Source organism: Citrobacter sp. RHBSTW-00881 (assembly GCF_013728515.1).
Lineage (GTDB): Bacteria > Pseudomonadota > Gammaproteobacteria > Enterobacterales > Enterobacteriaceae > Citrobacter > Citrobacter braakii.
This window is the reverse complement of the sequence record NZ_CP056269.1, coordinates 181,738-205,463: the sequence shown is the minus strand read 5'-3', so window position 1 is coordinate 205,463 and position 23,726 is coordinate 181,738. Positions and strand designations below refer to the sequence as shown.

Sequence of the window (23,726 nt, the reverse complement as noted above, 5' to 3'; positions counted from 1 at the left end):
TTATGCCGTTCAATGTTACTTACAAATTTCAGAGTCTTCCCTGGAATTTTCTTCATGTTCACACGTCATAATCAACCGCCACGGTCGCTGTGGCAAAGAAGAAAAAGTCATTAAGGAATTAAGATGAAGAAACGTGTTTTTGTTATTGCTGCCATCGTGAGCGGCGCCCTGGCGGTTTCTGGCTGCACAACAAACCCTTACACCGGAGAACGCGAAGCGGGTAAATCCGGCATTGGCGCGGGTATTGGCTCTCTGGTCGGCGCGGGTATTGGCGCACTCTCTTCTTCGAAGAAAGATCGCGGCAAAGGCGCGCTGATTGGTGCGGCGGCTGGCGCGGCCGTTGGCGGCGGTGTCGGCTATTACATGGACGTGCAGGAAGCAAAACTGCGCGACAAAATGCAGGGAACGGGCGTCAGCGTGACGCGCAGTGGCGATAACATCATCCTGAATATGCCAAATAACGTCACCTTCGACAGCAACAGCAGCAACCTGAAACCTGCGGGTGCCAACACCCTGACCGGCGTGGCAATGGTACTGAAAGAGTACAATAAAACCGCCGTCAACGTGCTCGGCTTCACCGACAGCACCGGCAGTCAGGATCTGAATATGCGCCTGTCGCAGCAGCGCGCGGACTCCGTGGCCAGCGCCTTAATCACTCAAGGCGTCGCCGCTAACCGTATCCGTACTCAGGGTATGGGCCCGGCAAATCCGATCGCCAGCAACAGCACGGCGGAAGGTAAAGCGCAAAACCGCCGCGTAGAGATCACCTTAAGCCCGCTCCAGTAACGTTTTGTGCCGGATAATGGCAGCGTCTTATCCGGCATGAAGCACTTGCCATCGTTGATTTTCGCGTTAAGGTGTTGTCACCAAATTTAGGGAAATCAGCGATGAGCAAATCAACACGGGCAACCATCAGCGATGTGGCGAAAGCCGCAAAAACCGGCAAGACCAGCATTTCACGCTACCTCAACGGTGAAAAGCACCTGCTTTCCGACGCGCTACTGGCCCGCATTGAACAAGCCATTGCCGATCTCGACTACCGTCCCAGCCTGATGGCAAGAGGCCTGAAACACGGTCGTACCCGTCTGATTGGTCTGATCATCGCCGATATTACTAATCCCTACTCCGTCAACGTGTTAAGCGGGATTGAAGCCGCCTGTCGCGATAAGGGCTTTACCCCGCTGGTGTGTAACACCAACAACGAAGTGGATCAGGAGCTGCATTATCTCGACCTGCTGCGCAGCTACCAGGTCGAAGGGATTGTGGTCAACGCCGTTGGAATGCGCGAAGAGGGGCTGAACCGCCTGCAACAGTCTGCGCTGCCGATGGTTCTGATTGACCGTAAAATTCCCGATTTTGCCTGTGATATGGTCGGGCTGGATAACACCCAGGCGGCAACGGTTGCCACTGAACATCTGGTCGAGCAAGGTTTTGAAGCCATCCTGTTCCTCAGCGAGCCGCTGGGCATGGTGAATACCCGCCGCGAACGCCTGAGCGCTTTTCGCGCCACGCTCGCACAGTACCCCGGCGTTATCGCGCAAAATGCCGAAGTCCCGCTAACGGACAATACGCAACTGGATGACACGCTGCGCCAGTTTCACCAGCAGCATCGGGGGATGCGCAAAGCCGTTATCTCTGCCAACGGCGCTCTCACGCTGCAGGTTGCCCGCGCCCTGAAGCGCATTGGCCTTAACTGGGGCAGCGATATCGGCCTGCTCGGTTTTGACGAACTGGAATGGGCGGAGCTGGCGGGCGTCGGTATCACCACGTTGAAACAACCCACATGGCAGATTGGCTACACCGCCGTTGAGCAGGTTGTACGCCGAATTGATGGCGGCTCTGCTGCCATTCAGGAACAGGTATTCTCCGGCGAGCTGATCGTGCGCGGCTCAACCGCCCGTTAAATTTCCTTCGTGATGGTGATCATAAATTCGACATCATGAGCTTTTCTTTGGAACCGGTTCCATCTAGCGTTATAACAAGAATGCTAGTCTGGAGTTTCCATGAAAAGAAAAATTATGGTGGTTACCGCCGCCTACGGCTACGACCAGGTGCGGGCAGCAGGCGGGCAAACGGCAATGTTGCCCATCATTGCCGAAGCCGGTGCTGACGGCGTCGAAATCCGCCGCGAGTTATTAACCGACGCCGAGCTGAAAACGCTGTCCACAATGGCCTCTGCTATCGAACTCTTCGGCCTGCTGGCCTGTTATTCAGCGCCTGAACCGTTATTCCTTGAGGATGGGAACCTGAATCCCCGACTTCCGCAGCTTCTCGAAGAAGCGCAGGCCCTACAGGCGCTGTGGTTAAAAGTCTCTCTCGGTCATTTTTCCCATACCGAACAGTTCGACGATTTACGTGAATGGCTGGACAACAGCGGTATGGAGCTGGTTGTGGAAAACGATCAGACCGCCTGCGGACGCCTGCAGCCGATGCAACGCTTTAATGAAGCCTGTCAGACGCAAAACCTGCCGATATCTCTGACTTTCGATATGGGCAACTGGCTGTGGGTTGGCGACTCCCCGGAACAGGCCGCGCAGAACCTGGCGCCAACCGTCGGATATATCCATGTCAAAGCCGCAGTTACGCATCGCGATAGCTACCGTGCCGTACCGCCTGATGAAGCAGATTCACGCTGGCTGGCGCTGTTAAAAACGCTGCCCAACGATGTTCCGCGCGGTATTGAGTTCCCCCTGGAAGGGCAGGATTTGACGGCGGTTACCCGCCACTACGTCGAGCTGTTACGCAAGGAGTAACACATGAAAAATTCACTGGATGCGGTCACTATTGGTGAAGCGATGGCGATGTTTGTCGCCACGCAAACCGGCGAACTGACGGATGTAGAGCAGTTTATCAAGCGCGTTGCAGGCGCTGAACTCAACGTGGCGACCGGTCTTGCTCGTCTGGGCCTGAAGGTCGGCTGGGTGAGCCGCGTAGGCAACGACAGTTTTGGTCGTTTTATCGTTAAGTCGCTGGAAAAAGAAGGGATAGATGCGCAGGGAGTTACCCAGGACGGGCGTTACACTACCGGCTTTCAGCTTAAATCTAAGGTCGAAAATGGAACCGATCCCATTGTGGAGTATTTCCGCAAAGGGTCCGCCGCCAGCCACCTCAGCGTTGAGGATTATCACGAGGACTATTTCGCCAGCGCGCGCCACTTACACCTGAGCGGCGTGGCGGCAGCGCTTTCTGCCAGCTCCTATGAACTACTGGCGCACACCGCCCGCACGCTGAAAGCCCAGGGGAAAACCATCTCGTTCGACCCAAATTTGCGTCCGGTGCTGTGGAAAAGCGAAGCCGAGATGGTGGAAAAACTGAACCGGCTGGCATTCCAGGCTGACTGGGTTTTACCTGGATTAAAAGAGGGGATGATTTTAACCGGCCAACAGACGCCTGAAGCCATCGCCGACTTTTATCTGCGTCACGGAGTGAAGGCCGTGATCATCAAAACCGGGGCTGATGGCGCCTGGTACAAAACAGCCAGCGGTGAACAAGGTTGCGTTGCACCGGTAAAAGTCGACAACGTGGTCGATACGGTCGGCGCAGGCGATGGCTTTGCCGTGGGCGTTATCAGCGCCCTGCTGGAAGGCCGTTCGCTGCATCAGGCGGTGACCCGCGGCAATAAAATCGGCGCACTGGCCATTCAGGTTCAGGGCGACAGCGAAGGATTACCCACACGTGAACAATTAGGGGAATAAACTCCCGGCCAACTCTGTCTCTGTACCCTACATACAGAGGCGGCGTATCAGCATAACCAGAGGGCAGTCTATGAATAGCTCAACTAATGCAGCAAAACGCTGGTGGTACATTATGCCAATCGTGTTTATCACGTATAGCCTGGCGTACCTTGACCGTGCGAACTTCAGCTTCGCCTCCGCCGCCGGTATCAACGAGGACCTCGGCATTACCAAAGGGATCTCTTCCCTGCTGGGCGCTCTGTTTTTCCTCGGCTATTTCTTCTTTCAGATCCCAGGCGCGATTTACGCAGAACGGCGCAGCGTACGAAAACTGATTTTTGTCTGTCTGATCCTCTGGGGCGCATGCGCGTCGTTAACCGGTATGGTCAGCAATATTCCAATGCTTGCCGCCATCCGCTTTATTCTTGGCGTCGTTGAAGCCGCGGTGATGCCCGCAATGCTGATTTATATCAGCAACTGGTTTACGAAATCCGAACGCTCGCGCGCTAACACTTTCCTGATCCTCGGTAACCCGGTTACCGTCCTGTGGATGTCTGTGGTTTCCGGTTATCTGATCCAGGCGCTGGGCTGGCGGGAAATGTTTATCATTGAGGGCTTCCCGGCCATCATCTGGGCGTTCTGCTGGTGGGTATTGGTAAAAGACAAACCGTCTCAGGTCGGCTGGCTGTCAGAATCTGAAAAAGCCGCCCTTCAGGCGCAACTGGAAAAAGAGCAGCAGGGCATCAAAGCCGTGCGTAACTATAGCGAGGCCTTCCGCTCACGTAACGTCATCCTGCTGTGCATGCAGTATTTCGCCTGGAGTATTGGCGTCTATGGTTTTGTCCTGTGGCTACCGTCGATTATCCGCAACGGCGGCGCAAATCTGGGCATGGTAGAGGTTGGCTGGCTGTCATCCGTACCTTATCTGGCGGCGACGGCGGCGATGATCCTTGTCTCCTGGGCCTCCGATAAGCTGCAAAACCGTAAACTGTTTGTCTGGCCGCTGTTATTGATAGCCGCTTTCGCTTTTATCGGCTCCTGGGCCGTGGGTGCAGACCACTTCTGGATTTCTTACACGCTGTTAGTTATTGCGGGTGCGGCAATGTACGCCCCATATGGCCCCTTCTTCGCCATCATCCCGGAAATGTTGCCGCGCAACGTCGCCGGGGGTGCAATGGCGCTGATTAACAGCATGGGCGCGCTAGGCTCATTCTTTGGTTCATGGTTTGTCGGCTACCTCAATGGCGCAACCGGCAGCCCATCCGCCTCGTACATTTTTATGGGGGTAGCGCTTTTTGTCTCAGTATGGCTAACTTTAATTGTTAAGCCTGCTAATAATCAGCAATTACCTATTGGCGCACGCCACGCTTAAATTTTAACTTACGGAGATTCGCATGAAGCCGTCCATTATTCTCTATAAAGCGTTACCTGACGATTTACTGCATCGCCTGGAAGAGCATTTTACTGTGACTCATGTGCCTAACCTGCGCCCGGAAACGGTCGCACAGCACGCCGAGGCTTTTGCCAACGCGGAAGGTCTGCTGGGTTCCAGTGAAGCCGTCAATACCGCCCTACTGGAGAGAATGCCCAGGCTACGTGCGACATCCACGATTTCCGTAGGCTATGACAACTTCGACGTCGATGCCCTCAACGCGCGCAAGGTGCTGTTGATGCACACGCCAACCGTGCTGACGGAAACTGTCGCCGATACGGTAATGGCGCTGGTGTTAAGCACCGCTCGCCGCGTGGTAGAAGTTGCTGAACGGGTGAAAATTGGCGAATGGACCAAAAGTATCGGGCCGGACTGGTTTGGTACGGATGTACACCACAAAACGCTGGGGATTGTCGGCATGGGCCGTATTGGTCTGGCGCTGGCGCAACGCGCGCATTTTGGTTTTAGCATGCCGATTCTTTATAACGCGCGCCGTCATCACCAGGAGGCGGAAGAACGCTTCAACGCGCGTTACTGCGACCTCGATACGCTGTTGCAGGAGTCCGATTTTGTCTGTCTGATCCTGCCGTTAACCGCAGAAACGCATCATCTGTTTAGTACCGAACAGTTTGCCAAAATGAAGTCCTCCGCCATTTTCATTAACGCCGGGCGTGGGCCAGTGGTCGATGAAAAAGCGCTGATTACCGCCCTGCAAAGCGGGGAAATTCATGCCGCAGGCCTGGATGTGTTTGAGCAGGAGCCATTACCGGCAGACTCACCGTTATTGGCGCTGCCAAACGTGGTAGCCGTACCGCACATAGGTTCAGCGACGCATGAAACGCGCTATAACATGGCGGCCTGTGCGGTGGATAACTTAATCGATGCGCTGCAAGGACGCGTTGAGAAGAATTGCGTGAACCCGCAGGTCGCGCCATAAACAAAAGGCCGGGTAGCGCTTACGCTTACCCGGCCTTTTATGTATTACATCGCCTTCATTACTGAGCGGCATTCACCGCCGCAGTCCAGGCCTGATTAAATGCCTGATGCTGAGAGGCCAACGGGCCAATCAGCGTGTTGTACTGACTTGCCTGCTGTGAAGTTGGGAACTGGATACCGTTAGCGACAAAGCTCACCTGCGTATCCTGCTGTGCCACAAAATCACCGACCTGCACTAACTGCTGCGTGAAGATTTGCGCGGCAGGGATCAGCGGCTGTAGCGCCTCTGAAGGTACAGTGACGACTTTATTGTAGACCTGGTCAAAGACCGGCTTCAGATCCTCGCCCTGCTTCAGCGCGCCATGCGCAGCATCTGCCTGCAGTTTCGCATTCTGCAACTGTTGCCCTAATACGCCCAACGCACCATTTGCCTGACGCAGCGGTTCACGCTGAGTCACATAATCCTGAGGAACACGAATCGCATTTACGCTATCAACCACCGGGCGCAGACCGGAGTCCATTGCCTGATTAACCTGCTGCGAATAGCCATACAGAATCGCGTAATCGGACACAAACGGGCCAAACTGTTTTTTCTGATCGGCGGTCAGCGTTGGTAAACGCTCTCCGCTACGCATTGCAGTATTCTGCAGAAAATCGATAAACGCTTTGCGTTGATCGCCTTCTTTATCAAAACACCCACTCAGGCCAACTACCATTAAGAGCGCCAAAACAGGCGCAAACCAGCGAGAGCAGGACTTACCTGTCGCCATTTTAATACTCCTTTCACCCAAAAATGCGCACAACGACACCCGCGTGCCTGACGTTGACAAGGATAGTCCAGGTCAGCCCCGCAAGATACCCTTTCCGCGTAATCTTGTGGGGGAAAATAACCGCTCCCGCCACCCATCGTTTTGCTAAACAATGCGCCATTTACCACACGACGTCATATTTTAGTCATCTTTACAATCGGGATCGATCGTTCGCAGATCCCGACCTTTATCAGTTCGTTAGCCTGCAAAAGATTGTCGACCCCGATCCGCTGAAACGAATCCATCACGCAAACCTAAAATCCGGCTTCATTTTTTCCGACTACTCTTAATGAGCTTCGATGAAATTCACGATCCCGCTGTGTGATTTGTAGGAGTTCTCAATGGAATACAAAGATCCTATGTTTGAACTGCTGAGCAGTCTGGAGCAGATTGTTTTTAAAGATGTATCGCAGACGGTTACTCTGACGCAAAAAACCAACCCTTTCACCGAATTTGAACAGCTACGACGAGGGACAGGTTTAAAAACAGATGATTTTGCCCGAGTGATGGGCGTGACGGTCGCGACGGTTCATGAATGGGAGTCTAAACGCGTAAAGCCTTCCAATACCGAATTGAAGTTAATGCGCCTGATTCAGGCAGACCCAAGATTAAGTAAGCAACTGATGGATTGAACTATTTTTTAATTTTACTTATGAACGGTCCTGTAAAAGGGCCGTTCCCTTAAGGGGGTTATCCACAAAAAAGAAAATAGTAGTTGCATCCACATGCGTAAAATGAGTTAATGCCCTCAACGGTTTGACGTACAGACCATTACAGCAGTTAGTAAGGCAAGTCCCTTCAAGAGTTATCGTTGATACCCTTCGTAGTGAGCATTTCCTTTACTGTTAAAAAATCTGTAAAGCACGCCATATCGCCGAAAGGCACACTTATTTTTTAAAAGGTAATACACTATGTCCGGTAAAATGACTGGTATCGTAAAATGGTTCAACGCTGACAAAGGTTTCGGCTTCATCACTCCTGACGATGGCTCTAAAGACGTGTTCGTACACTTCTCTGCTATCCAGAACGATGGCTACAAATCTCTGGACGAAGGTCAGAAAGTTTCCTTCACCATCGAAAGCGGCGCTAAAGGCCCGGCAGCTGGCAACGTAACCAGCCTGTAAGCTTAAAAAGCTCAAAATTCTGAATCCCTGCCAAACGGCGGGGATTTTTTTTATCTGTACTTCGCGAGACTCCCCGCCCAAACGCTTCTTTGCATTACTTTACCCGTCCTCCCTTTGACCTTTCCCTAAGGGCAAGCTTTATAGTGAGCCAGTCTGTATTCCACAATATTCACAAGGAATTGAAGTTATGTCGAAATCCTCACTGCTGCTGGTTTTAGGTTTGCTCACAACCGGTAGCGCGTTCGCAGCAACTCCGGAAGCTGCTTTTCTGGCGGAACACGGGCTCAGCGGTAAATCCGTCGAGCAAATCGTCGAGACCATTGACCAGTCGCCACAGAACCGCCCGCTGCCGTACTCAGCATCTATCACCAGTACCGAACTGAAGCTCTCTTCGGGCGATCAGATTTATACCCTACCGCTCGGTGACAAGTTCTATCTGTCATTTGCCCCTTATGAATGGCAAACACATCCTTGCTTCAACCACAGCCTTTCTGGCTGCCAGGGCGAAATGCCGGAGAAGGCATTCAATGTCAAAGTGACGGATAACAAGGGTGAGGTGGTGGTACAAAAAGTGATGAAGAGCGGTCGAAATGGCTTCGTCGGGGTATGGCTACCGCGCAATATGGCAGGCACAATCGCGGTAAGTTACAACGGTAAAACGGCGGAGTATCCCATCAAGACGATGGAAGACAGCCAGACCTGCCTGACAAAATTACAGCTGCGCTAACTACATACAAAAAAGCCGGATGGCACAATGCTTATCCGGCTTTTCAAAGTCAGCTCAGGAGCGTTACTGCAGCAGAGAAATATCCGCTACGCGCAGGAACAGTTCGCGCAGTTTTGCGAGCATAGACAGACGGTTAATACGCAGATCTTTATCTTCCACGTTGACCATCACTTTCTCGAAGAACGCATCAACCGGTTCACGCAGTTCCGCCAACTCAACCAGCGCTTCCTGGTAACGACCAGCTGCAAAGACAGGCTCCAGCTTATCGCGCAGCACCACAACCTGCAGCGCCAGCGCAATTTCTTCCGGCTCTTTCAGCGTTGCCGAATTTACACGGTCATTCAGCGTCTCTTCAGACTTCGCCAGGATGTTCGATACACGCTTGTTCGCTGCAGCCAGTGCGGACGCGGCTTCCAGCGTACGGAAGTGCGAAACCGCCTTCATACGTGCGTCGAAATCAGCCGGACGAGTCGGACGACGCGCCAGTACTGCCTGAATAGTATCGACGGTGTAACCTTCATCCTGATACCAGGCGCGGAAGCGACCGAGCATAAAGTCGATCACATCATCCACCACGTTGGCGTTAGTCAGCTTGTCGCCATACAGACGAACCGCTTCTTCGGTCAACGTTTGTAGATCCAGATTCAGGTTCTTCTCAACGATGATACGCAGTACGCCCAGCGCGGCACGACGCAGCGCAAACGGGTCTTTGTCGCCTTTCGGATGCTGACCGATACCGAAGATACCCGCCAGTGTGTCCATCTTATCGGCAATCGCCACGGCACAGGCAACCGGGTTAGACGGCAGGTCATCACCGGCAAAACGCGGCTGATACTGCTCGTTCAGCGCCACAGCGACATCTTCCGCTTCACCATCGTGACGCGCGTAGTGCATGCCCATCACGCCCTGAGTATCGGTGAACTCGAAGACCATGTTGGTCATCAGGTCGCACTTGGACAGCAGGCCAGCACGCGTTGCGTGGTTAACGTCAGCGCCAATTTGACCAGCAATCCAGCCCGCCAGCGCCTGGATACGGTCAGTTTTGTCGCGTAGCGTACCCAGTTGCTGTTGGAACAGCACGGTTTGCAGACGTGGCAGATGGTCTTCCAGACGTTTTTTACGGTCAGTATTGAAGAAGAATTCGGCATCCGCCAGACGCGGACGAACCACCTTCTCGTTACCGGAGATGATTTGCTGCGGGTCTTTGGATTCGATGTTGGCAACGAAGATAAAATTCGGCAGCAGTTTGCCGTCGTTCGCGTATACCGGGAAGTACTTCTGGTCACCTTTCATGGTGTGTACCAGCGCTTCGGACGGAACAGCGAGGAATTTCTCTTCGAACTTCGCGGTCAGCACGACCGGCCATTCCACCAGCGAGGTGACTTCTTCCAGCAGGCTTTCACTCAGATCGGCGTTGCCGCCAATTTTACGCGCCGCGTCTTCGGCATCGGCTTTGATTTTGGCTTTACGCTCAGCGTAATCCGCAATCACTTTGCCGCGCTCACGCAGAATTTCTGGGTACTGATCGGCATTATCGATAGTGAACTCCGGCTCGCCCATAAAGCGATGCCCGCGGATCACGCGATCGGACTGAATCCCCAGAATAGTTGCCGGAATAACTTTGTCGCCCAGCAGCAACGTCACGGTGTGAACCGGACGCACGAAGTGAACGTCAGACGCGCCCCAGCGCATCAGTTTCGGGATCGGCAGCTTCGCCAGTGAGGTGGCGATCATATTCGGCAGCAACGCTTCAGCGCTTTCGCCTTTCACATGCGCGCGATACAGCAGCCACTCGCCTTTGTCGGTGGTCAGACGCTCAGCCTGATCAACCGTGATGCCACAGCCACGCGCCCAACCTTCGGCCGCTTTGCTCGGTTTACCTTCGGCGTCAAACGCCTGGGCAATGGCCGGGCCGCGTTTTTCTACTTCACGGTCGGGTTGTGCTTCAGCCAGGGCAGCGACTTTCAACGCCAGACGACGCGGCGCGGCGAACCACTCCACGTTGCCGTGCGCGATGCCAGCATTATCCAGCTCCGCGGTAAAGTTCGCAGCAAAGGACTGAGCCAGGCTGCGCAGTGCTTTTGGTGGCAGCTCTTCAGTGCCGATTTCCACCAGAAAAGTTTTCTCAGACATGGCCGCCTCTTATTTGTCTTTGTTGCACATCGGGAAGCCAAGGGCTTCACGGGAAGCGTAGTAAGCTTCTGCCACTGCTTTGGTCAGGGTGCGAATACGCAGGATATAGCGCTGACGCTCGGTGACGGAGATGGCTTTACGCGCATCCAGCAGGTTGAAGCTATGGGCGGCTTTCAGAATACGTTCATACGCAGGCAGCGGCAGCGGATTTTCCAGCGCCAGCAGCTGCTGCGCTTCTTTCTCGTACTGCTCGAAGCAGGTGAACAGGAAGTCCACGTCGGCGTATTCGAAGTTGTAGGTGGATTGCTCCACTTCGTTCTGATGGAACACGTCGCCGTAAGTGGTTTTACCCAGCGGGCCGTCGCTCCAGACCAGGTCGTAAACGCTGTCTACGCCCTGAATGTACATGGCCAGACGTTCCAGACCGTAGGTAATTTCCCCGGTCACTGGTTTACATTCCAGACCACCAACCTGCTGGAAGTAGGTGAACTGCGTGACTTCCATGCCGTTCAGCCACACTTCCCAACCCAGACCCCAGGCACCCAGCGTTGGGTTTTCCCAGTTATCTTCTACGAAACGGATATCGTGAATGGTCGGGTCCATACCCAGCTCTTTCAGAGAACCCAGGTACAGCTCCTGAATGTTGTCCGGAGACGGCTTAATCACTACCTGGAACTGATAGTAGTGTTGTAAGCGGTTCGGGTTTTCGCCATAGCGGCCGTCGGTCGGACGACGAGAAGGCTGCACATAAGCAGTCGCCATCGGTTCCGGCCCCAGCGCCCGCAGGCAGGTCATTGGGTGAGATGTCCCCGCGCCGACTTCCATGTCCAATGGTTGAACGATGGTGCAGCCCTGGCGAGCCCAGTAATCCTGTAAGGTCAGGATCAAGCCCTGGAAGGTCCTGGTATCAAACTTTTGCATATTATTTCGTGCTGGATACGTGTGGATTTAAAGGAAGCGGTCAGTATACCCGCTGGCTGCAAGATATACAGTACGAAACGGGAAAAAGGGGGAACTTAGCGCATGGAAAGGTGTAAAAACTGCCCGTCTGCATCAAAAGAGCAGACAAAACTCTCTTTACGGAAGGTAGAACCACGCATCTCATAGCTGCCCTGAAATTGTTCCAGACCGGAGATATCAATTTTCTGCACACCAGTGTTGTAGATTTGTGCCGCCTCATTTTTACACAGTGACTCCATATCCAGCGAACGTGTTGCACTGACTTTGATCTTTTGCGCCTTCTGCGCGGGTGCAGGCGGCTGGGTGTCGGCGCACGCAACCAGTAAAAGGGTAACGATCGCGGAAAAGAAATACTTCATCATCATTTTATTACCGCCTGGTTTGCTGGTCAGTCTTATTATTAAGTGTCTGGAAACGGATGCTATTTTGAGAATCTCATCAGACCATCTCAAGCTTTAGCGTAAGAACTCGGATTTTTCCAGTGAGCTACGCTCGCAAAATTTCGGTCAGACTTTTTTTAATGAATACAGAGGAACTGATGCAGCCCAAAATATTCTGGATTGATAACCTGCGCGGGATAGCCTGTCTCATGGTTGTGATGATCCACACCACGGCCTGGTACATCACCAATGCGCAAAACGTCAGCCCATTGAATTGGGATCTGGCCAATGTGCTCAATTCAGCTTCTCGCGTCAGCGTCCCGTTGTTCTTTATGATTTCGGGCTATCTGTTTTTTGGCGAGCGCAGCGCCAAACCGCGCCATTTCATGCGCATTGCGCTCTGCATCCTGTTTTACAGCAGCGTGGCGCTGGCCTACATCCTGCTGTTTACCTCGATCAACGCTGAGCTGTCGCTGAAAAACCTGCTGCAAAAGCCGGTGTTCTATCACCTGTGGTTTTTCTTCGCGATCGCCGTAATCTACCTGGTTTCCCCGCTGATACAGGTAAAAAATATCAGCGGCAAGATGCTGCTGGCGCTTATGGTAGTGATTGGGGTAATTGCCAATCCCAATACCGTCTCACAAAAAATTGGCGGTTTTGAGTGGCTTCCCATCAACCTGTACATCAGTGGCGACACGTTCTACTACATCGTGTACGGTATGCTAGGCCGAGCGATTGGTATGATGGATACGCACAAGCGCGCGCTTACCTGGCTCTGTGCGGCGTTGTTTATCACCGCAGTGTTTATTATTTCTCGAGGCACGTTGCATGAACTGCGTTGGCGAGGCAATTTTGCCGATACCTGGTATCTCTATTGCGGCCCGGCGGTGTTTATTTGTGCTGCCTCCCTCCTGACGCTGGTCAAAAATACGCTCAGTACGCGCACTCTGCCGTTACTGGGCCTTATTTCCCGCCACTCCCTGGGCATTTATGGCTTTCATGCGCTGATCATTCACGCGCTACGCACCAACGGTGTAGAACTCAAAAACTGGCCGCCGCTGGATATGCTATGGATTTTTAGCGCCACACTGGCGGGAAGTTTACTGTTGTCTGTATTGTTGCAGCGCATCGATACGCGCAGACTGGTGAGCTAACAATAAAAGCCCTCGATCGGCAACCATCGAGGGCATACGATCACTCCGTAAAATCGTCTGCGACTGCCAGCGTTTCTTTTGGATGCTCAAAGCCACTATCACGGATATTTTTCTGCACCGCAACGGTACCAAACAGGCTTAAAAAGAAGGCCAGGCCGTAAAACCCTTTCTCGTTTAGCAGCAGCGTGGCATTCCACAAACCGATAACCAACAATGCAACCGCAATAATAAACGCGGCAAGACAGGTTATGTAGTAAATCGGCGTTGTCGGGATCCCCTCATATTTATCCCGTACCGTCTTTTGATACGACGCAGCAGAAAACAAACCAAGCACCAAAACAGCAAAGTAATACCCCTTTTCGTTCAACTGCATATCGGCATTCCACAACCCCAGCAGATAAACCACAATGCCGCCGAGAAGCGCGACCCATGACACAATACTAAATGCCGGTGAATAAGTTGATGTCCTGTTTTCCATTTAGAGGTCCTGTCCTTTAGATAAATATTCTGCTGAACGCATGAGTAAAACTTGCCCCAGTAAACATACGATGAATGCCACCGGGAACAGCCCCTTTTCGAGGGGGGATAATGGGACATTCAATACGCCCACCAACAGCACCCCGACCGTGATGAGCGCCACCATCTGACATACAGAGGCGAAGTGTTCATCGTTCTGATTGAGATTTTCTGCACGCTGATAAACGTACGTCACAAACATTCCCGTCATCAGCACGGCAAAAAAATAGCCTTTGCTACTCAATAACGGGCATGCCCGCCATAAGCCAATAACGTAAATAAATGCACCAGAGAAGAATAATATCCATGGCAACAGCCTTGTCGTCTTCATTGGGACCTCCTTATCCATCATGGATACAATATGAATAACCCGCTAAAGACAACACAGAAAAGGTCACTACGCCGGACTTTCAGAATAAATTCATGCGCGCTAATTATTAATTAGATTGAAATATATATTTGATAAATCCCCTCTGTTTACCAGAGGGGATTTAGGGTCAGGACATCAGCGGGTGTAATTGCTGATAGATTCGGCGGAAGGTTTCCCGACGCTGTTGGTAAAGGGCATGGCGCTCGACATCAGGATAATGCGCCTGCTCCAGCGTAAGCTGAGGTAGAAGGTCTGATAATGGCTGCTGCGGATTAATGGCAATTTGCGCCAGACGCGCCGCACCGAGAGCAGGACCAACATCGCCGCCGGTACGGTAATCCAACTGCAATCCGCTGATGTCAGACAGCATCTGACGCCAGTATTCGCTGCGCGCCCCGCCGCCAATCAGCGTAATGCTGGAGGGCTGCACGCCGCAGGCGTGTACCACGTCCATACCCTCAGCCAATGCAAAACCAACGCCTTCCAGCACCGCCTGTGCCAGCTCCGCCGGACCATGCTGATGCGTCAGACCGAAAAATACGCCCTTCGCCTGCGGGTTGTTGTGCGGCGTACGTTCACCGGACAGATAGGGTAAAAACCAGACCGGCTCAGCGTGTTCATCCGCCTGTTGCGCTGCGGCAATCAACGCAGGAACGCTCGCCAGTCCGGTTAATTTTGCCGCCCAGTCCAGGCAGGATGCCGCACTTAGCATCACAGACATCAGGTGCCATCGTTCAGGCAAGGCATGGCAAAAGCTATGGACCGCGCTTTCCGGTTTGCTGAGAAAGCCGTCGCTGACCGCAAAATAGACCCCGGAAGTACCCAGCGATAGCATCGCCTGACCGGCATTCATCATGCCCACGCCAACCGCCCCCGCTGCGTTATCCCCACCTCCGGCGACCACCGCAACCTCCTGCATTCCCCAGGCCCTGGCGACTGCTGGCAACAATGTTCCGGTAATCTCACTGCCTTCATAGAGCGCAGGCATATGCGCACGAGTCAGCTTACAGGCTTCCAGCATGACATCACTCCAGTCACGCTTCGCAACATCCAGCCACAGGGTACCAGCCGCATCAGACATATCGCTGGCGAAATCGCCGGTCATACGCAGGCGCAGGTAATCTTTCGGCAGCAGGACTTTATCAACCCGGCTAAAAATCTCCGGTTCGTGGCGCTGTACCCACAGCAGCTTTGGCGCGGTAAAGCCAGGCATCATTAGGTTGCCGGTGATGGCACGAGACTGCGGAACCAGGCTCTCCAGCATGACGCACTCTTCGGCGCAGCGACCATCGTTCCACAGGATAGCCGGGCGCAATACCTTCTGTTGTTCATCCAGTAGCGTCGCGCCGTGCATCTGTCCGGCAATTCCCAACGCTTTCACCTCGCGAAGTGAATGCTGCCGACCCAGAGCTTTCACAGCGCGATCCGTTGCCAGCCACCACTGCTCAGGGTCTTGTTCTGACCATAACGGGTGCGGGCGCGAGACGGTGAGTTTCTCCGTTTGCGAAGCGACCACATCGCCCTGCTCGTTGAGCAGAATGGCCTTTACGCCTGATGTGCCAAGATCTATCCCGATATACATAGGGCATCGTTCCTTAAAGAAAGGCCCGGTCGCGCGAGCTGACCGGGCTTACGGACATTCTCAGAGACCCGTTATTTGTCGAACAAATAATGGTTCACCAGATTTTCCAGCAATTCCTGATGACCGCTCTGGTGCACTGGCGCCAGGTTGTGTTGTTCAGCGTACTGCGCAATTTCCGTCAGCGTCATCTGCCCTTTCAGAATTTGCTGGCCCAGCTCACCATTCCAACCGGCATAACGTTTAGCCACGCGCTGATCCAGACCACCGTCTTCAATCATACGCGCCGCAATTTTCAGCGACAGCGCCATGGTATCCATCGCACCAATATGACCATAGAACAGATCGTATTTATCGGTACTCTGACGACGAACCTTGGCATCGAAGTTCAGGCCACCGGTGGTGAAGCCGCCGGCTTTCAGGATTTCGTACATCACCAACGCATTCTCTTCTACGCTGTTCGGGAACTGGTCAGTATCCCAGCCCAATTGTGCGTCCCCACGGTTGGCATCGACAGAGCCAAACAGACCCAGCGCGATAGCGGTGGCGATTTCGTGATGGAACGAGTGACCCGCCAGCGTGGCGTGGTTGGCTTCGATATTCAGTTTGATCTCTTTTTCCAGACCGAACTGCTTGAGGAATCCGTATACGGTCGCCGCATCGTAATCGTACTGGTGCTTGGTCGGTTCCTGCGGCTTCGGCTCGATAAGCAAAGTGCCCTGGAAACCAGTTTTGTGTTTGTGTTCCACGACCAGTTGCATGAAGCGACCAATTTGCTCACGTTCCTGACGCAGATCGGTATTCAGCAGCGTTTCATAGCCTTCACGACCGCCCCACAGAACGTAGTTTTCACCGCCTAATTTATGCGTGGCATCCATAGCCGTAACCACCTGCGTGGCGGCCCAGCTGAACACTTCCGGATCCGGGTTCGTGGCCGCGCCCGCGCCGTAACGTGGGTTGGTGAAGCAGTTTGCCGTTCCCCACAGCAGCTTCACGCCGCTCTGTTCCTGTTTTGCCGCCAGTACATCAACCATCTGCGCAAAATTGTTTTTGTACTCTTTCAGCGACGCGCCTTCCGGGGAGACATCCACGTCATGGAAGCAGTAGTAGGGCACGTTCAGTTTGTGGAAAAACTCGAACGCCACGTCCGCCTTGCGCTTCGCTAATTCCAGCGCTTCACCGGGCTGCTGCCACGGGCGATTAAATGCACCAACACCAAACATATCTGCACCATTCCAGCAGAAAGTGTGCCAGTAGCAGGCAGCAAACCGCAGGTGATCTTCCATACGCTTACCTAACACTAACTCATCAGAGTTGTAGTGGCGAAATGCTAATGGATTAGTTGATTTGGTGCCTTCATAACGAACGCGCTCAAGCTGGTCAAAATAGGCTGGCATAATGAACTCCATAATCAGGTAATGCGGCGGGTGATGGATAATGTCGTAATATTGGGCACTCCCCACCTATTGCTCAATTATGTTATTTCATACTGCCATTGAGATAATTCACAAGTGTGCGCTACTTCTCAAAATAAAATCTGAACAATTTAAAAATTGTTACTTATCAAACTTAAATGCAACCCAGGTAACGAATCATTTAAAATACGATCCCGGTCATAAATCAAGAAATAAACCAAAAAACGTAATTGGAAGATAAAAATCTATAATTGCCTTCCCGCCGTTACCTGTTAAAACTCTGCTACGTCTTATGCTGTGATTGTTACTTTTACTGCTATTTCTCCCCTACAAAAGGCATCACGATTATGAAGATGAAGAACATTTTACTTGCTGTTTGCACATCCCTTTTACTCACCAGTGTCGCAGGTTATGCCAAAGAAGTAAAAATCGGTATGGCGATTGATGATCTCCGCCTGGAACGCTGGCAGAAAGATCGCGATATTTTCGTCAACAAAGCTGAATCGCTTGGTGCGAAAGTATTTGTACAATCGGCGAATGGTAATGAAGAAACCCAAATGTCGCAGATTGAAAACATGATAAACCGGGGCGTGGATGTCCTTGTGATAATCCCTTACAACGGTCAGGTATTAAGCAATGTTATCAAAGAAGCAAAACAAGAAGGGATCAAGGTGCTGGCTTACGATCGCATGATCAATGATGCTGACATCGATTTTTATATCTCTTTCGATAATGAAAAAGTAGGTGAATTACAGGCTCAATCATTAGTCAATATTGTTCCCGAAGGGAATTATTTCCTGATGGGTGGCTCACCCGTTGATAACAACGCGAAGCTGTTCCGCGCTGGACAAATGAAAGTATTAAAACCTTATATCGACAGCGGAAAAATTAAGGTAGTGGGCGATCAATGGGTTGACGGCTGGTTACCGGAGAATGCGTTGAAGATTATGGAAAATGCGCTAACCGCCAACAATAACAAAATTGACGCAGTAGTTGCCTCAAATGACGCCACAGCTGGCGGTGCGATTCAGGCGCTGAGTGCGCAAGGATTATCAGGAAAAGTCGCTATTTCCGGACAAGATGCAGACCTTGCAGGCATCAAGCGCATTGTCGCCGGGACTCAAACCATGACGGTTTATAAACCTATTACATTGCTCGCAAATACCGCTGCGGAAATCGCCGTCGAACTGGGAAATGATCAACAGCCTAAAGCAGATACTTCGCTGAATAATGGCCTGAAAGATGTCCCTTCCCGACTACTCACACCTATTGATGTTAACAAAGACAATATTAACGAGACCGTCATTAAAGACGGATTCCACAAGAAAAGCGATCTGTAAGCCATGTGCCCTCTGCAAATCAGAGGGCAATAAAACGTGGTGTCAAATTCGCCACGGATATACGTGAATGTCCACGCAGGGTTCTCTTATTGGCTTATGTGGAGCAGTTATGCCATATCTTCTTGAAATGAAAAACATTACCAAGACATTCGGCGTAGTGAAGGCGGTTGATAACGTTAGCCTTAGGATCAATGCTGGCGAAATCATTTCATTATGCGGTGAAAATGGTTCGGGTAAATCGACACTAATGAAAGTTCTGTGCGGAATTTATCCGCATGGAACCTACGAAGGCGAGATCATTTTTGCTGGCGAAGCCATCCGTGCCAGCCATATTCGTGATACCGAACGTAAGGGTATTGCGATCATCCACCAGGAATTAGCCCTGGTGAAAGAGTTAACAATACTGGAAAATATTTTCCTCGGTAACGAAATGACCCGTAACGGCGTTCTTGATTACGAGATGATGACGTTACGCTGTCAAAAATTACTCGATCAGGTCAGTTTGTCTATTTCGCCAGATACGCGCGTGGGCGATTTAGGATTAGGGCAACAACAGCTGGTAGAAATTGCAAAAGCGCTGAATAAGCAGGTCCGCTTACTTATTCTGGATGAACCAACGGCCTCCCTCACCGAGCAGGAAACTGCAATACTGCTGAATATTATACGTGACCTGCAACAGCATGATATCGCCTGCATTTATATTTCACACAAATTGAATGAAGTTAAGGCCATCTCGAATACCATTTGCGTTATTCGCGACGGTAAACACATCGGCACACGCGATGCGACCAACATGACTGAAGACGATATTATCACCATGATGGTTGGTCGTGAGCTCACCGCACTTTACCCCAGCGAGCCTCATACCACGGGAGAAGAGATTTTACGGGTTGAGAATCTGACAGCCTGGCATCCCGTCAATCGCCATATAAAACGCGTCAACGACATTTCTTTCTCACTCAAGCAGGGCGAAATTCTTGGTATTGCCGGACTCGTCGGTGCAGGACGTACCGAAGCCGTACAGTGTCTGTTTGGCGTCTGGTCTGGTCGTTGGGAGGGAAAGATTTTTATTGAAGGCACTCAGGTGCATATCCATAACTGCCAGCAAGCTATTGCTCATGGCATCGCCATGGTGCCTGAAGACAGAAAAAAAGATGGCATTGTTCCGGTGATGGCTGTGGGGAAAAATATCACGCTGGCTGCACTCGATAAATTTACCGGGGGCATGAGCCATCTTGATGATGCCGCTGAACAAAAATGCATTCTGGAATCGCTTCAACAGCTCAAAGTAAAAACATCGTCCCCCGACCTTGCGATCGGGCGTCTGAGCGGAGGGAATCAGCAAAAAGCGATTCTCGCGCGTTGCCTCCTGTTAAATCCCCGGATTCTCATTCTTGATGAACCCACCAGGGGTATTGATATCGGCGCCAAATATGAAATCTACAAACTCATCAACCAGCTCGTCCAGGAAGGCATTGCCGTGATTGTCATCTCCTCTGAATTACCTGAAGTGCTCGGACTAAGCGATCGCATCCTCGTGATGCATGAAGGAAAACTGAAAGCTAACCTGGTAAATCATAACCTGACTCAGGAGCAGGTGATGGAAGCCGCATTAAGGAGCGAACATCATGTCGAAAAACAATCCGTCTGAAGCGAAACTTTCTCCCTCTATCACAGGTGGTTTCCCAGCAATAAAATCGCTTAACTTGCAAGTCTTCGTCATGATTGCGGCGATTATCGTGATTATGCTGTTTTTCACGTGGACCACTGATGGCGCATACCTGAGCGCACGTAATGTCTCGAACCTGCTTCGACAGACTGCGATTACCGGTATTCTTGCCGTGGGTATGGTGTTTGTGATCATTTCCGCTGAAATCGATCTCTCTGTCGGTTCCATGATGGGATTATTGGGCGGCGTAGCGGCGATCTGTGATGTGTGGCTAGGCTGGCCTTTACCGCTGACGGTGATCGTTACCCTGACTCTGGGATTGCTCCTCGGGGCATGGAATGGATGGTGGGTTGCTTACCGCAAGGTTCCGTCGTTTATCGTCACCCTTGCGGGAATGCTGGCTTTCCGCGGTATTCTGATTGGCATCACCAACGGCACCACCGTATCACCCACCAGCGCAGCAATGTCTCAGATTGGTCAGAGCTACTTGTCTGATGGCACAGGCTTTGTCATCGGTGCTCTCGGCTTAATGGCGTTTGTTGGCTGGCAATGGCGAGGCCGTATGCGTCGCCAGGCGTTAGGCCTTGCCACTCCCGCATCAACGTCGGCTGTGGGTCGCCAGGCATTCACAGCCATTGTCGTCTTAGGGGCAATCTGGCTATTAAACGATTATCGTGGTGTTCCAACGCCCGTCCTGCTGCTGACGCTGCTGCTGCTCGGTGGGATGTTTATGGCCACGCGCACTGCATTCGGTCGGAGAATTTACGCCATTGGCGGGAACCTGGAAGCCGCCCGCCTTTCAGGTATCAACGTTGAACGCACCAAACTTGCCGTCTTCGCTATTAATGGTTTGATGGTCGCCATTGCCGGGCTCATTCTTAGCTCCCGGCTTGGCGCAGGTTCCCCTTCCGCAGGGAACATTGCAGAACTGGATGCCATTGCCGCATGTGTCATCGGGGGAACCAGCCTGGCGGGAGGGGTCGGGAGTGTTGCCGGCGCCGTCATGGGCGCATTCATTATGGCTTCTCTCGATAATGGAATGAGTATGATGGACGTCCCCACCTTCTGGCAATACATAGTGAAAGGGGCGATATTGTTGTTGGCGGTATGGATGGACTCAGCAACCAAACGTCGTTCCTGAATTAAAGAAGTGGGTGTATCTCAATGCCGGTTAATGCAACCGGCATTGTCTTATCTACATGATTCAGCAGGAAAAGAACCATGTTTTATAAACGTCATCGTATTACGTTGTTATTTAATGCCAATAAAGCCTACGACCGTCAGGTGGTTGAAGGGGTTGGCGAGTATCTGCAAGCGTCGCAATCGGAGTGGGATATCTTCATAGAAGAAGATTTTCGTGCTCGCATTGATAACATTAAAGAGTGGTTAGGCGACGGCGTTATTGCCGATTATGACGATGATGATATTGCGCAATTACTTGTCGATGTGGATGTTCCGATCATTGGCGTTGGGGGTTCCTACCATCTGCAGCAAGATTATCCACCAGTACATTACATTGCCACCGACAACCACGCGCTGGTAGAAAGCGCCTTCCTGCATCTGAAAGAGAAAGGGATTAACCGGTTTGCATTTTATGGTCTTCCGGCTTCAAGCGGTAAACGCTGGGCCGCAGAACGTGAATATGCGTTTTGCCAGTTGGTTGCCAAAGAGAAGTACCGCGGCGTGGTGTATCAAGGTCTGGAAACCGCGCCAGAAAACTGGCAGCACGCGCAAAATAGGTTGGCGGACTGGCTGCAAACTCTGCCGCCGCAAACCGGGATTATCGCCGTCACCGACGCACGTGCGCGGCACGTTCTGCAGGCCTGTGAACATCTGCATATTCCGGTACCGGAAAAACTGTGCGTCATTGGTATCGATAACGAAGAGCTGACCCGTTATCTGTCACGAGTCGCCTTGTCCTCCGTCGCTCAGGGAGCCAGACAAATGGGGTATCAGGCAGCCAAACTACTCCACCGCCTGCTGGCTCACGAAGAGATACCCTTACAGCGCATTCTGGTTCCTCCTGTACGCGTTGTTGCGCGTCAGTCTACAGATTATCGTTCACTTACCGATCCTGCCGTTATTCAGGCGATGCATTACATTCGCAACCATGCCTGCAAAGGTATCAAGGTTGATCAAGTGTTGGACTCAGTAGGGATTTCACGTTCGAATCTGGAGAAGCGCTTTAAAGAAGAGGTCGGAGAGACCATTCACGCCGTGATTCATGCCGAAAAGCTGGAAAAGGCGCGCAGTCTGTTGATTTCTACCACGCTTTCAATCAACGAAATTTCACAGATGTGCGGCTATCCGTCTCTGCAGTATTTCTATTCGGTATTCAAGAAAGAGTACGACACGACGCCAAAAGAGTATCGCGATGTGAACAGTGAAGTGTTGCTATAGGATGATAGCCGGATGGCGAAGTTGCCATCCGGCACTCGAAATTACATATGCGCGGCGATTAAACGCTGGTTGTCCTGATACATTGCGAACAGATAGTTGTTATAACTCTGTCCCTTAGTGGAATAACCCTTCAGCTTATGGATCATCGCGGTGGCGGTGACTTCCTGATCGGCTTTACGCAACTGCGCACGTGACTTACGGAAGGAAGAGTAGGCCGGATGCGTATTCAAATTAATGACGTAAGCATTCACCGACTCTTTCACTGATTCAAATTGTGAGTAGCCTTTGACCTTACCCGGTGCATTGTTACAACGACCCTTGCCGCATTTCATGCCAAACAGGTTGTTGTTGCTACGCGCCAGCTTCGACGTACCCCAGCCGCTTTCTGCCGCAGCCATGGTTGCCACCATACTGGTCGGGATAATGTCTACACGCTCAAGCAGCGTATTCCACGGAATTTTACGCGTGTTACCAGACCAGTTCACCTTGTAGCGCTTCGCGATGTCTTTCATACGCGTACGCTCAGTCGGTGACCAGCGGTTCTGGTACTGTTTTGAAATCAGCCAGTTACGGTCCGCCGTAATGGCAGCATTTTGACTGGTAATATAAGGCATAACCGTCCGGAGAAACGCTTTTTTCCTTGGTGTTCCGGAAGGGTATTTTCGCAAATCAGGAAGTGAACTACTCTTTGCACTATTGCGAGAATACTCTTGTTTACTGCTAACCTGTTTATTACTTGCCTTGGTTATCTGGGGCTTGTGACTCGTTGTCGCCGTGTGTGTCTTTGCCAGCACCTCACCCGAAAATGCAACGGTGAGTAACATAAGAATCATTGCCCCATATCGTCGAATGGGAGTCAATATCATTAGGTCTCCTGGTCGGATTTATACATTCCAACACCTTATATTTTTCACAAAAATGAGAGATGAATCTCAAATCATATCAAAAATAGCCGTCAAGAGCACCCACAGGAATAGTCCAATTCTGAAACTATGTCACGTATTAACGGTTCTGGGTGCCATTAATTCGAAGAAAATGTGGAGGTTATCGCAAAATCAGTTCATTTTTTGCGCGCGATCGCTCACCCTCACATCTCCTCCTGGCGGAA

At 51.8% G+C, this 23,726-nt stretch carries 23 protein-coding genes; 14 read left to right on the top strand and 9 right to left on the bottom strand.

The features are described 5' to 3' along the window. The first annotated feature begins 123 nt into the window (after window positions 1-123). The 6 genes from HV311_RS00990 (at window position 124) to ghrB (ending at window position 6,043) form a co-directional block, all read left to right on the top strand. Window positions 124-786, top strand: a complete 663-nt coding sequence (locus tag HV311_RS00990; RefSeq protein WP_016157720.1) for an OmpA family lipoprotein — start codon at window positions 124-126, stop codon at window positions 784-786. A 101-nt stretch (window positions 787-887) separates the two neighbouring features. Then, entirely contained in the window at window positions 888-1,904 is a 1,017-nt protein-coding gene (locus tag HV311_RS00985) for a LacI family DNA-binding transcriptional regulator (RefSeq protein WP_005133828.1), read from the top strand. Window positions 1,905-2,003: 99 nt separating this feature from the next. Further along, complete coding sequence (locus tag HV311_RS00980) at window positions 2,004-2,753, top strand: sugar phosphate isomerase/epimerase family protein (RefSeq protein WP_131351576.1); 750 nt, start codon at window positions 2,004-2,006, stop codon at window positions 2,751-2,753. A gap of 3 nt (window positions 2,754-2,756) precedes the next feature. Beyond that, complete coding sequence (locus HV311_RS00975) at window positions 2,757-3,695, top strand: sugar kinase (RefSeq protein ID WP_191220617.1); 939 nt, start codon at window positions 2,757-2,759, stop codon at window positions 3,693-3,695. Window positions 3,696-3,765: 70 nt separating this feature from the next. Further along, a complete protein-coding gene (locus HV311_RS00970) occupies window positions 3,766-5,046 on the top strand; it encodes an MFS transporter (RefSeq protein ID WP_003827389.1) in 1,281 nt (426 codons plus the stop codon). A 22-nt stretch (window positions 5,047-5,068) separates the two neighbouring features. After that, a complete protein-coding gene (gene ghrB / locus HV311_RS00965; protein ID WP_191220616.1) occupies window positions 5,069-6,043 on the top strand; it encodes a glyoxylate/hydroxypyruvate reductase GhrB in 975 nt (324 codons plus the stop codon). 58 nt (window positions 6,044-6,101) lie between these two features. Here the strand turns inward: ghrB and HV311_RS00960 are convergent, their stop codons facing one another. Beyond that, on the bottom strand, window positions 6,102-6,812 hold the full coding sequence (locus HV311_RS00960; RefSeq protein ID WP_016154915.1) for a DUF3053 domain-containing protein: 711 nt from the start codon (window positions 6,810-6,812) through the stop codon (window positions 6,102-6,104). Between the two features lie 380 nt (window positions 6,813-7,192). Between HV311_RS00960 and HV311_RS00955 the strand changes: the two genes are divergently transcribed. The 3 genes from HV311_RS00955 (at window position 7,193) to cueP (ending at window position 8,702) form a co-directional block, all read left to right on the top strand. Continuing rightward, window positions 7,193-7,483 carry an HTH-type transcriptional regulator gene (locus HV311_RS00955; RefSeq protein WP_016157726.1) on the top strand — a complete coding sequence of 97 codons (291 nt, stop codon included), beginning with the start codon at window positions 7,193-7,195 and terminating at the stop codon, window positions 7,481-7,483. A 279-nt stretch (window positions 7,484-7,762) separates the two neighbouring features. After that, window positions 7,763-7,975, top strand: coding sequence for a transcription antiterminator/RNA stability regulator CspE (gene cspE / locus HV311_RS00950; protein ID WP_000014594.1), 213 nt, complete (start codon window positions 7,763-7,765; stop codon window positions 7,973-7,975). 187 nt (window positions 7,976-8,162) lie between these two features. Then, a complete protein-coding gene (gene cueP / locus HV311_RS00945; protein WP_046275781.1) occupies window positions 8,163-8,702 on the top strand; it encodes a copper-binding periplasmic metallochaperone CueP in 540 nt (179 codons plus the stop codon). Between the two features lie 63 nt (window positions 8,703-8,765). Here the strand turns inward: cueP and glyS are convergent, their stop codons facing one another. From glyS to HV311_RS00930, 3 genes are all read right to left on the bottom strand, one after another. Next, complete coding sequence (gene glyS, locus HV311_RS00940) at window positions 8,766-10,835, bottom strand: glycine--tRNA ligase subunit beta (RefSeq protein ID WP_094761605.1); 2,070 nt, start codon at window positions 10,833-10,835, stop codon at window positions 8,766-8,768. Window positions 10,836-10,844: 9 nt separating this feature from the next. Next, entirely contained in the window at window positions 10,845-11,756 is a 912-nt protein-coding gene (gene glyQ / locus HV311_RS00935; RefSeq protein WP_001168551.1) for a glycine--tRNA ligase subunit alpha, read from the bottom strand. Window positions 11,757-11,851: 95 nt separating this feature from the next. Further along, complete coding sequence (locus tag HV311_RS00930; RefSeq protein WP_016154920.1) at window positions 11,852-12,160, bottom strand: YsaB family lipoprotein; 309 nt, start codon at window positions 12,158-12,160, stop codon at window positions 11,852-11,854. Window positions 12,161-12,333: 173 nt separating this feature from the next. Between HV311_RS00930 and HV311_RS00925 the strand changes: the two genes are divergently transcribed. Beyond that, the gene (locus HV311_RS00925) at window positions 12,334-13,329 is read left to right on the top strand and encodes an acyltransferase (protein WP_191220615.1); all 996 of its coding nucleotides are present in this window, start codon (window positions 12,334-12,336) and stop codon (window positions 13,327-13,329) included. A 40-nt stretch (window positions 13,330-13,369) separates the two neighbouring features. Here the strand turns inward: HV311_RS00925 and yiaA are convergent, their stop codons facing one another. The 4 genes from yiaA to xylA all read right to left on the bottom strand — a co-directional run bounded on the left by yiaA (window position 13,370) and on the right by xylA (window position 17,191). Next, window positions 13,370-13,807, bottom strand: a complete 438-nt coding sequence (gene yiaA / locus HV311_RS00920) for an inner membrane protein YiaA (RefSeq protein WP_016154922.1) — start codon at window positions 13,805-13,807, stop codon at window positions 13,370-13,372. Beyond that, window positions 13,808-14,176, bottom strand: a complete 369-nt coding sequence (yiaB, locus tag HV311_RS00915) for an inner membrane protein YiaB (RefSeq protein ID WP_103766986.1) — start codon at window positions 14,174-14,176, stop codon at window positions 13,808-13,810. A 166-nt stretch (window positions 14,177-14,342) separates the two neighbouring features. Beyond that, the gene (gene xylB / locus HV311_RS00910) at window positions 14,343-15,797 is read right to left on the bottom strand and encodes a xylulokinase (RefSeq protein ID WP_149382176.1); all 1,455 of its coding nucleotides are present in this window, start codon (window positions 15,795-15,797) and stop codon (window positions 14,343-14,345) included. Window positions 15,798-15,868: 71 nt separating this feature from the next. Then, window positions 15,869-17,191, bottom strand: coding sequence for a xylose isomerase (xylA, locus tag HV311_RS00905; protein ID WP_016154925.1), 1,323 nt, complete (start codon window positions 17,189-17,191; stop codon window positions 15,869-15,871). Window positions 17,192-17,556: 365 nt separating this feature from the next. Between xylA and xylF the strand changes: the two genes are divergently transcribed. The 4 genes from xylF to xylR all read left to right on the top strand — a co-directional run bounded on the left by xylF (window position 17,557) and on the right by xylR (window position 22,618). Next, on the top strand, window positions 17,557-18,549 hold the full coding sequence (xylF, locus tag HV311_RS00900) for a D-xylose ABC transporter substrate-binding protein (RefSeq protein ID WP_191220614.1): 993 nt from the start codon (window positions 17,557-17,559) through the stop codon (window positions 18,547-18,549). Window positions 18,550-18,658: 109 nt separating this feature from the next. Beyond that, window positions 18,659-20,200, top strand: a complete 1,542-nt coding sequence (locus HV311_RS00895; protein WP_046275786.1) for a xylose ABC transporter ATP-binding protein — start codon at window positions 18,659-18,661, stop codon at window positions 20,198-20,200. After that, entirely contained in the window at window positions 20,178-21,359 is a 1,182-nt protein-coding gene (xylH, locus tag HV311_RS00890; RefSeq protein WP_016154928.1) for a xylose ABC transporter permease XylH, read from the top strand. Before HV311_RS00895 ends, xylH begins: the two co-directional genes overlap by 23 nt. Window positions 21,360-21,439: 80 nt before the next feature. Beyond that, window positions 21,440-22,618, top strand: coding sequence for a D-xylose utilization transcriptional activator XylR (gene xylR, locus HV311_RS00885; RefSeq protein ID WP_016154929.1), 1,179 nt, complete (start codon window positions 21,440-21,442; stop codon window positions 22,616-22,618). Window positions 22,619-22,659: 41 nt separating this feature from the next. On the opposite strand, the gene HV311_RS00880 is transcribed toward xylR, so the two are convergent. Next, the gene (locus HV311_RS00880) at window positions 22,660-23,484 is read right to left on the bottom strand and encodes a protein bax (protein WP_016154930.1); all 825 of its coding nucleotides are present in this window, start codon (window positions 23,482-23,484) and stop codon (window positions 22,660-22,662) included. Window positions 23,485-23,726 lie beyond the last annotated feature (242 nt).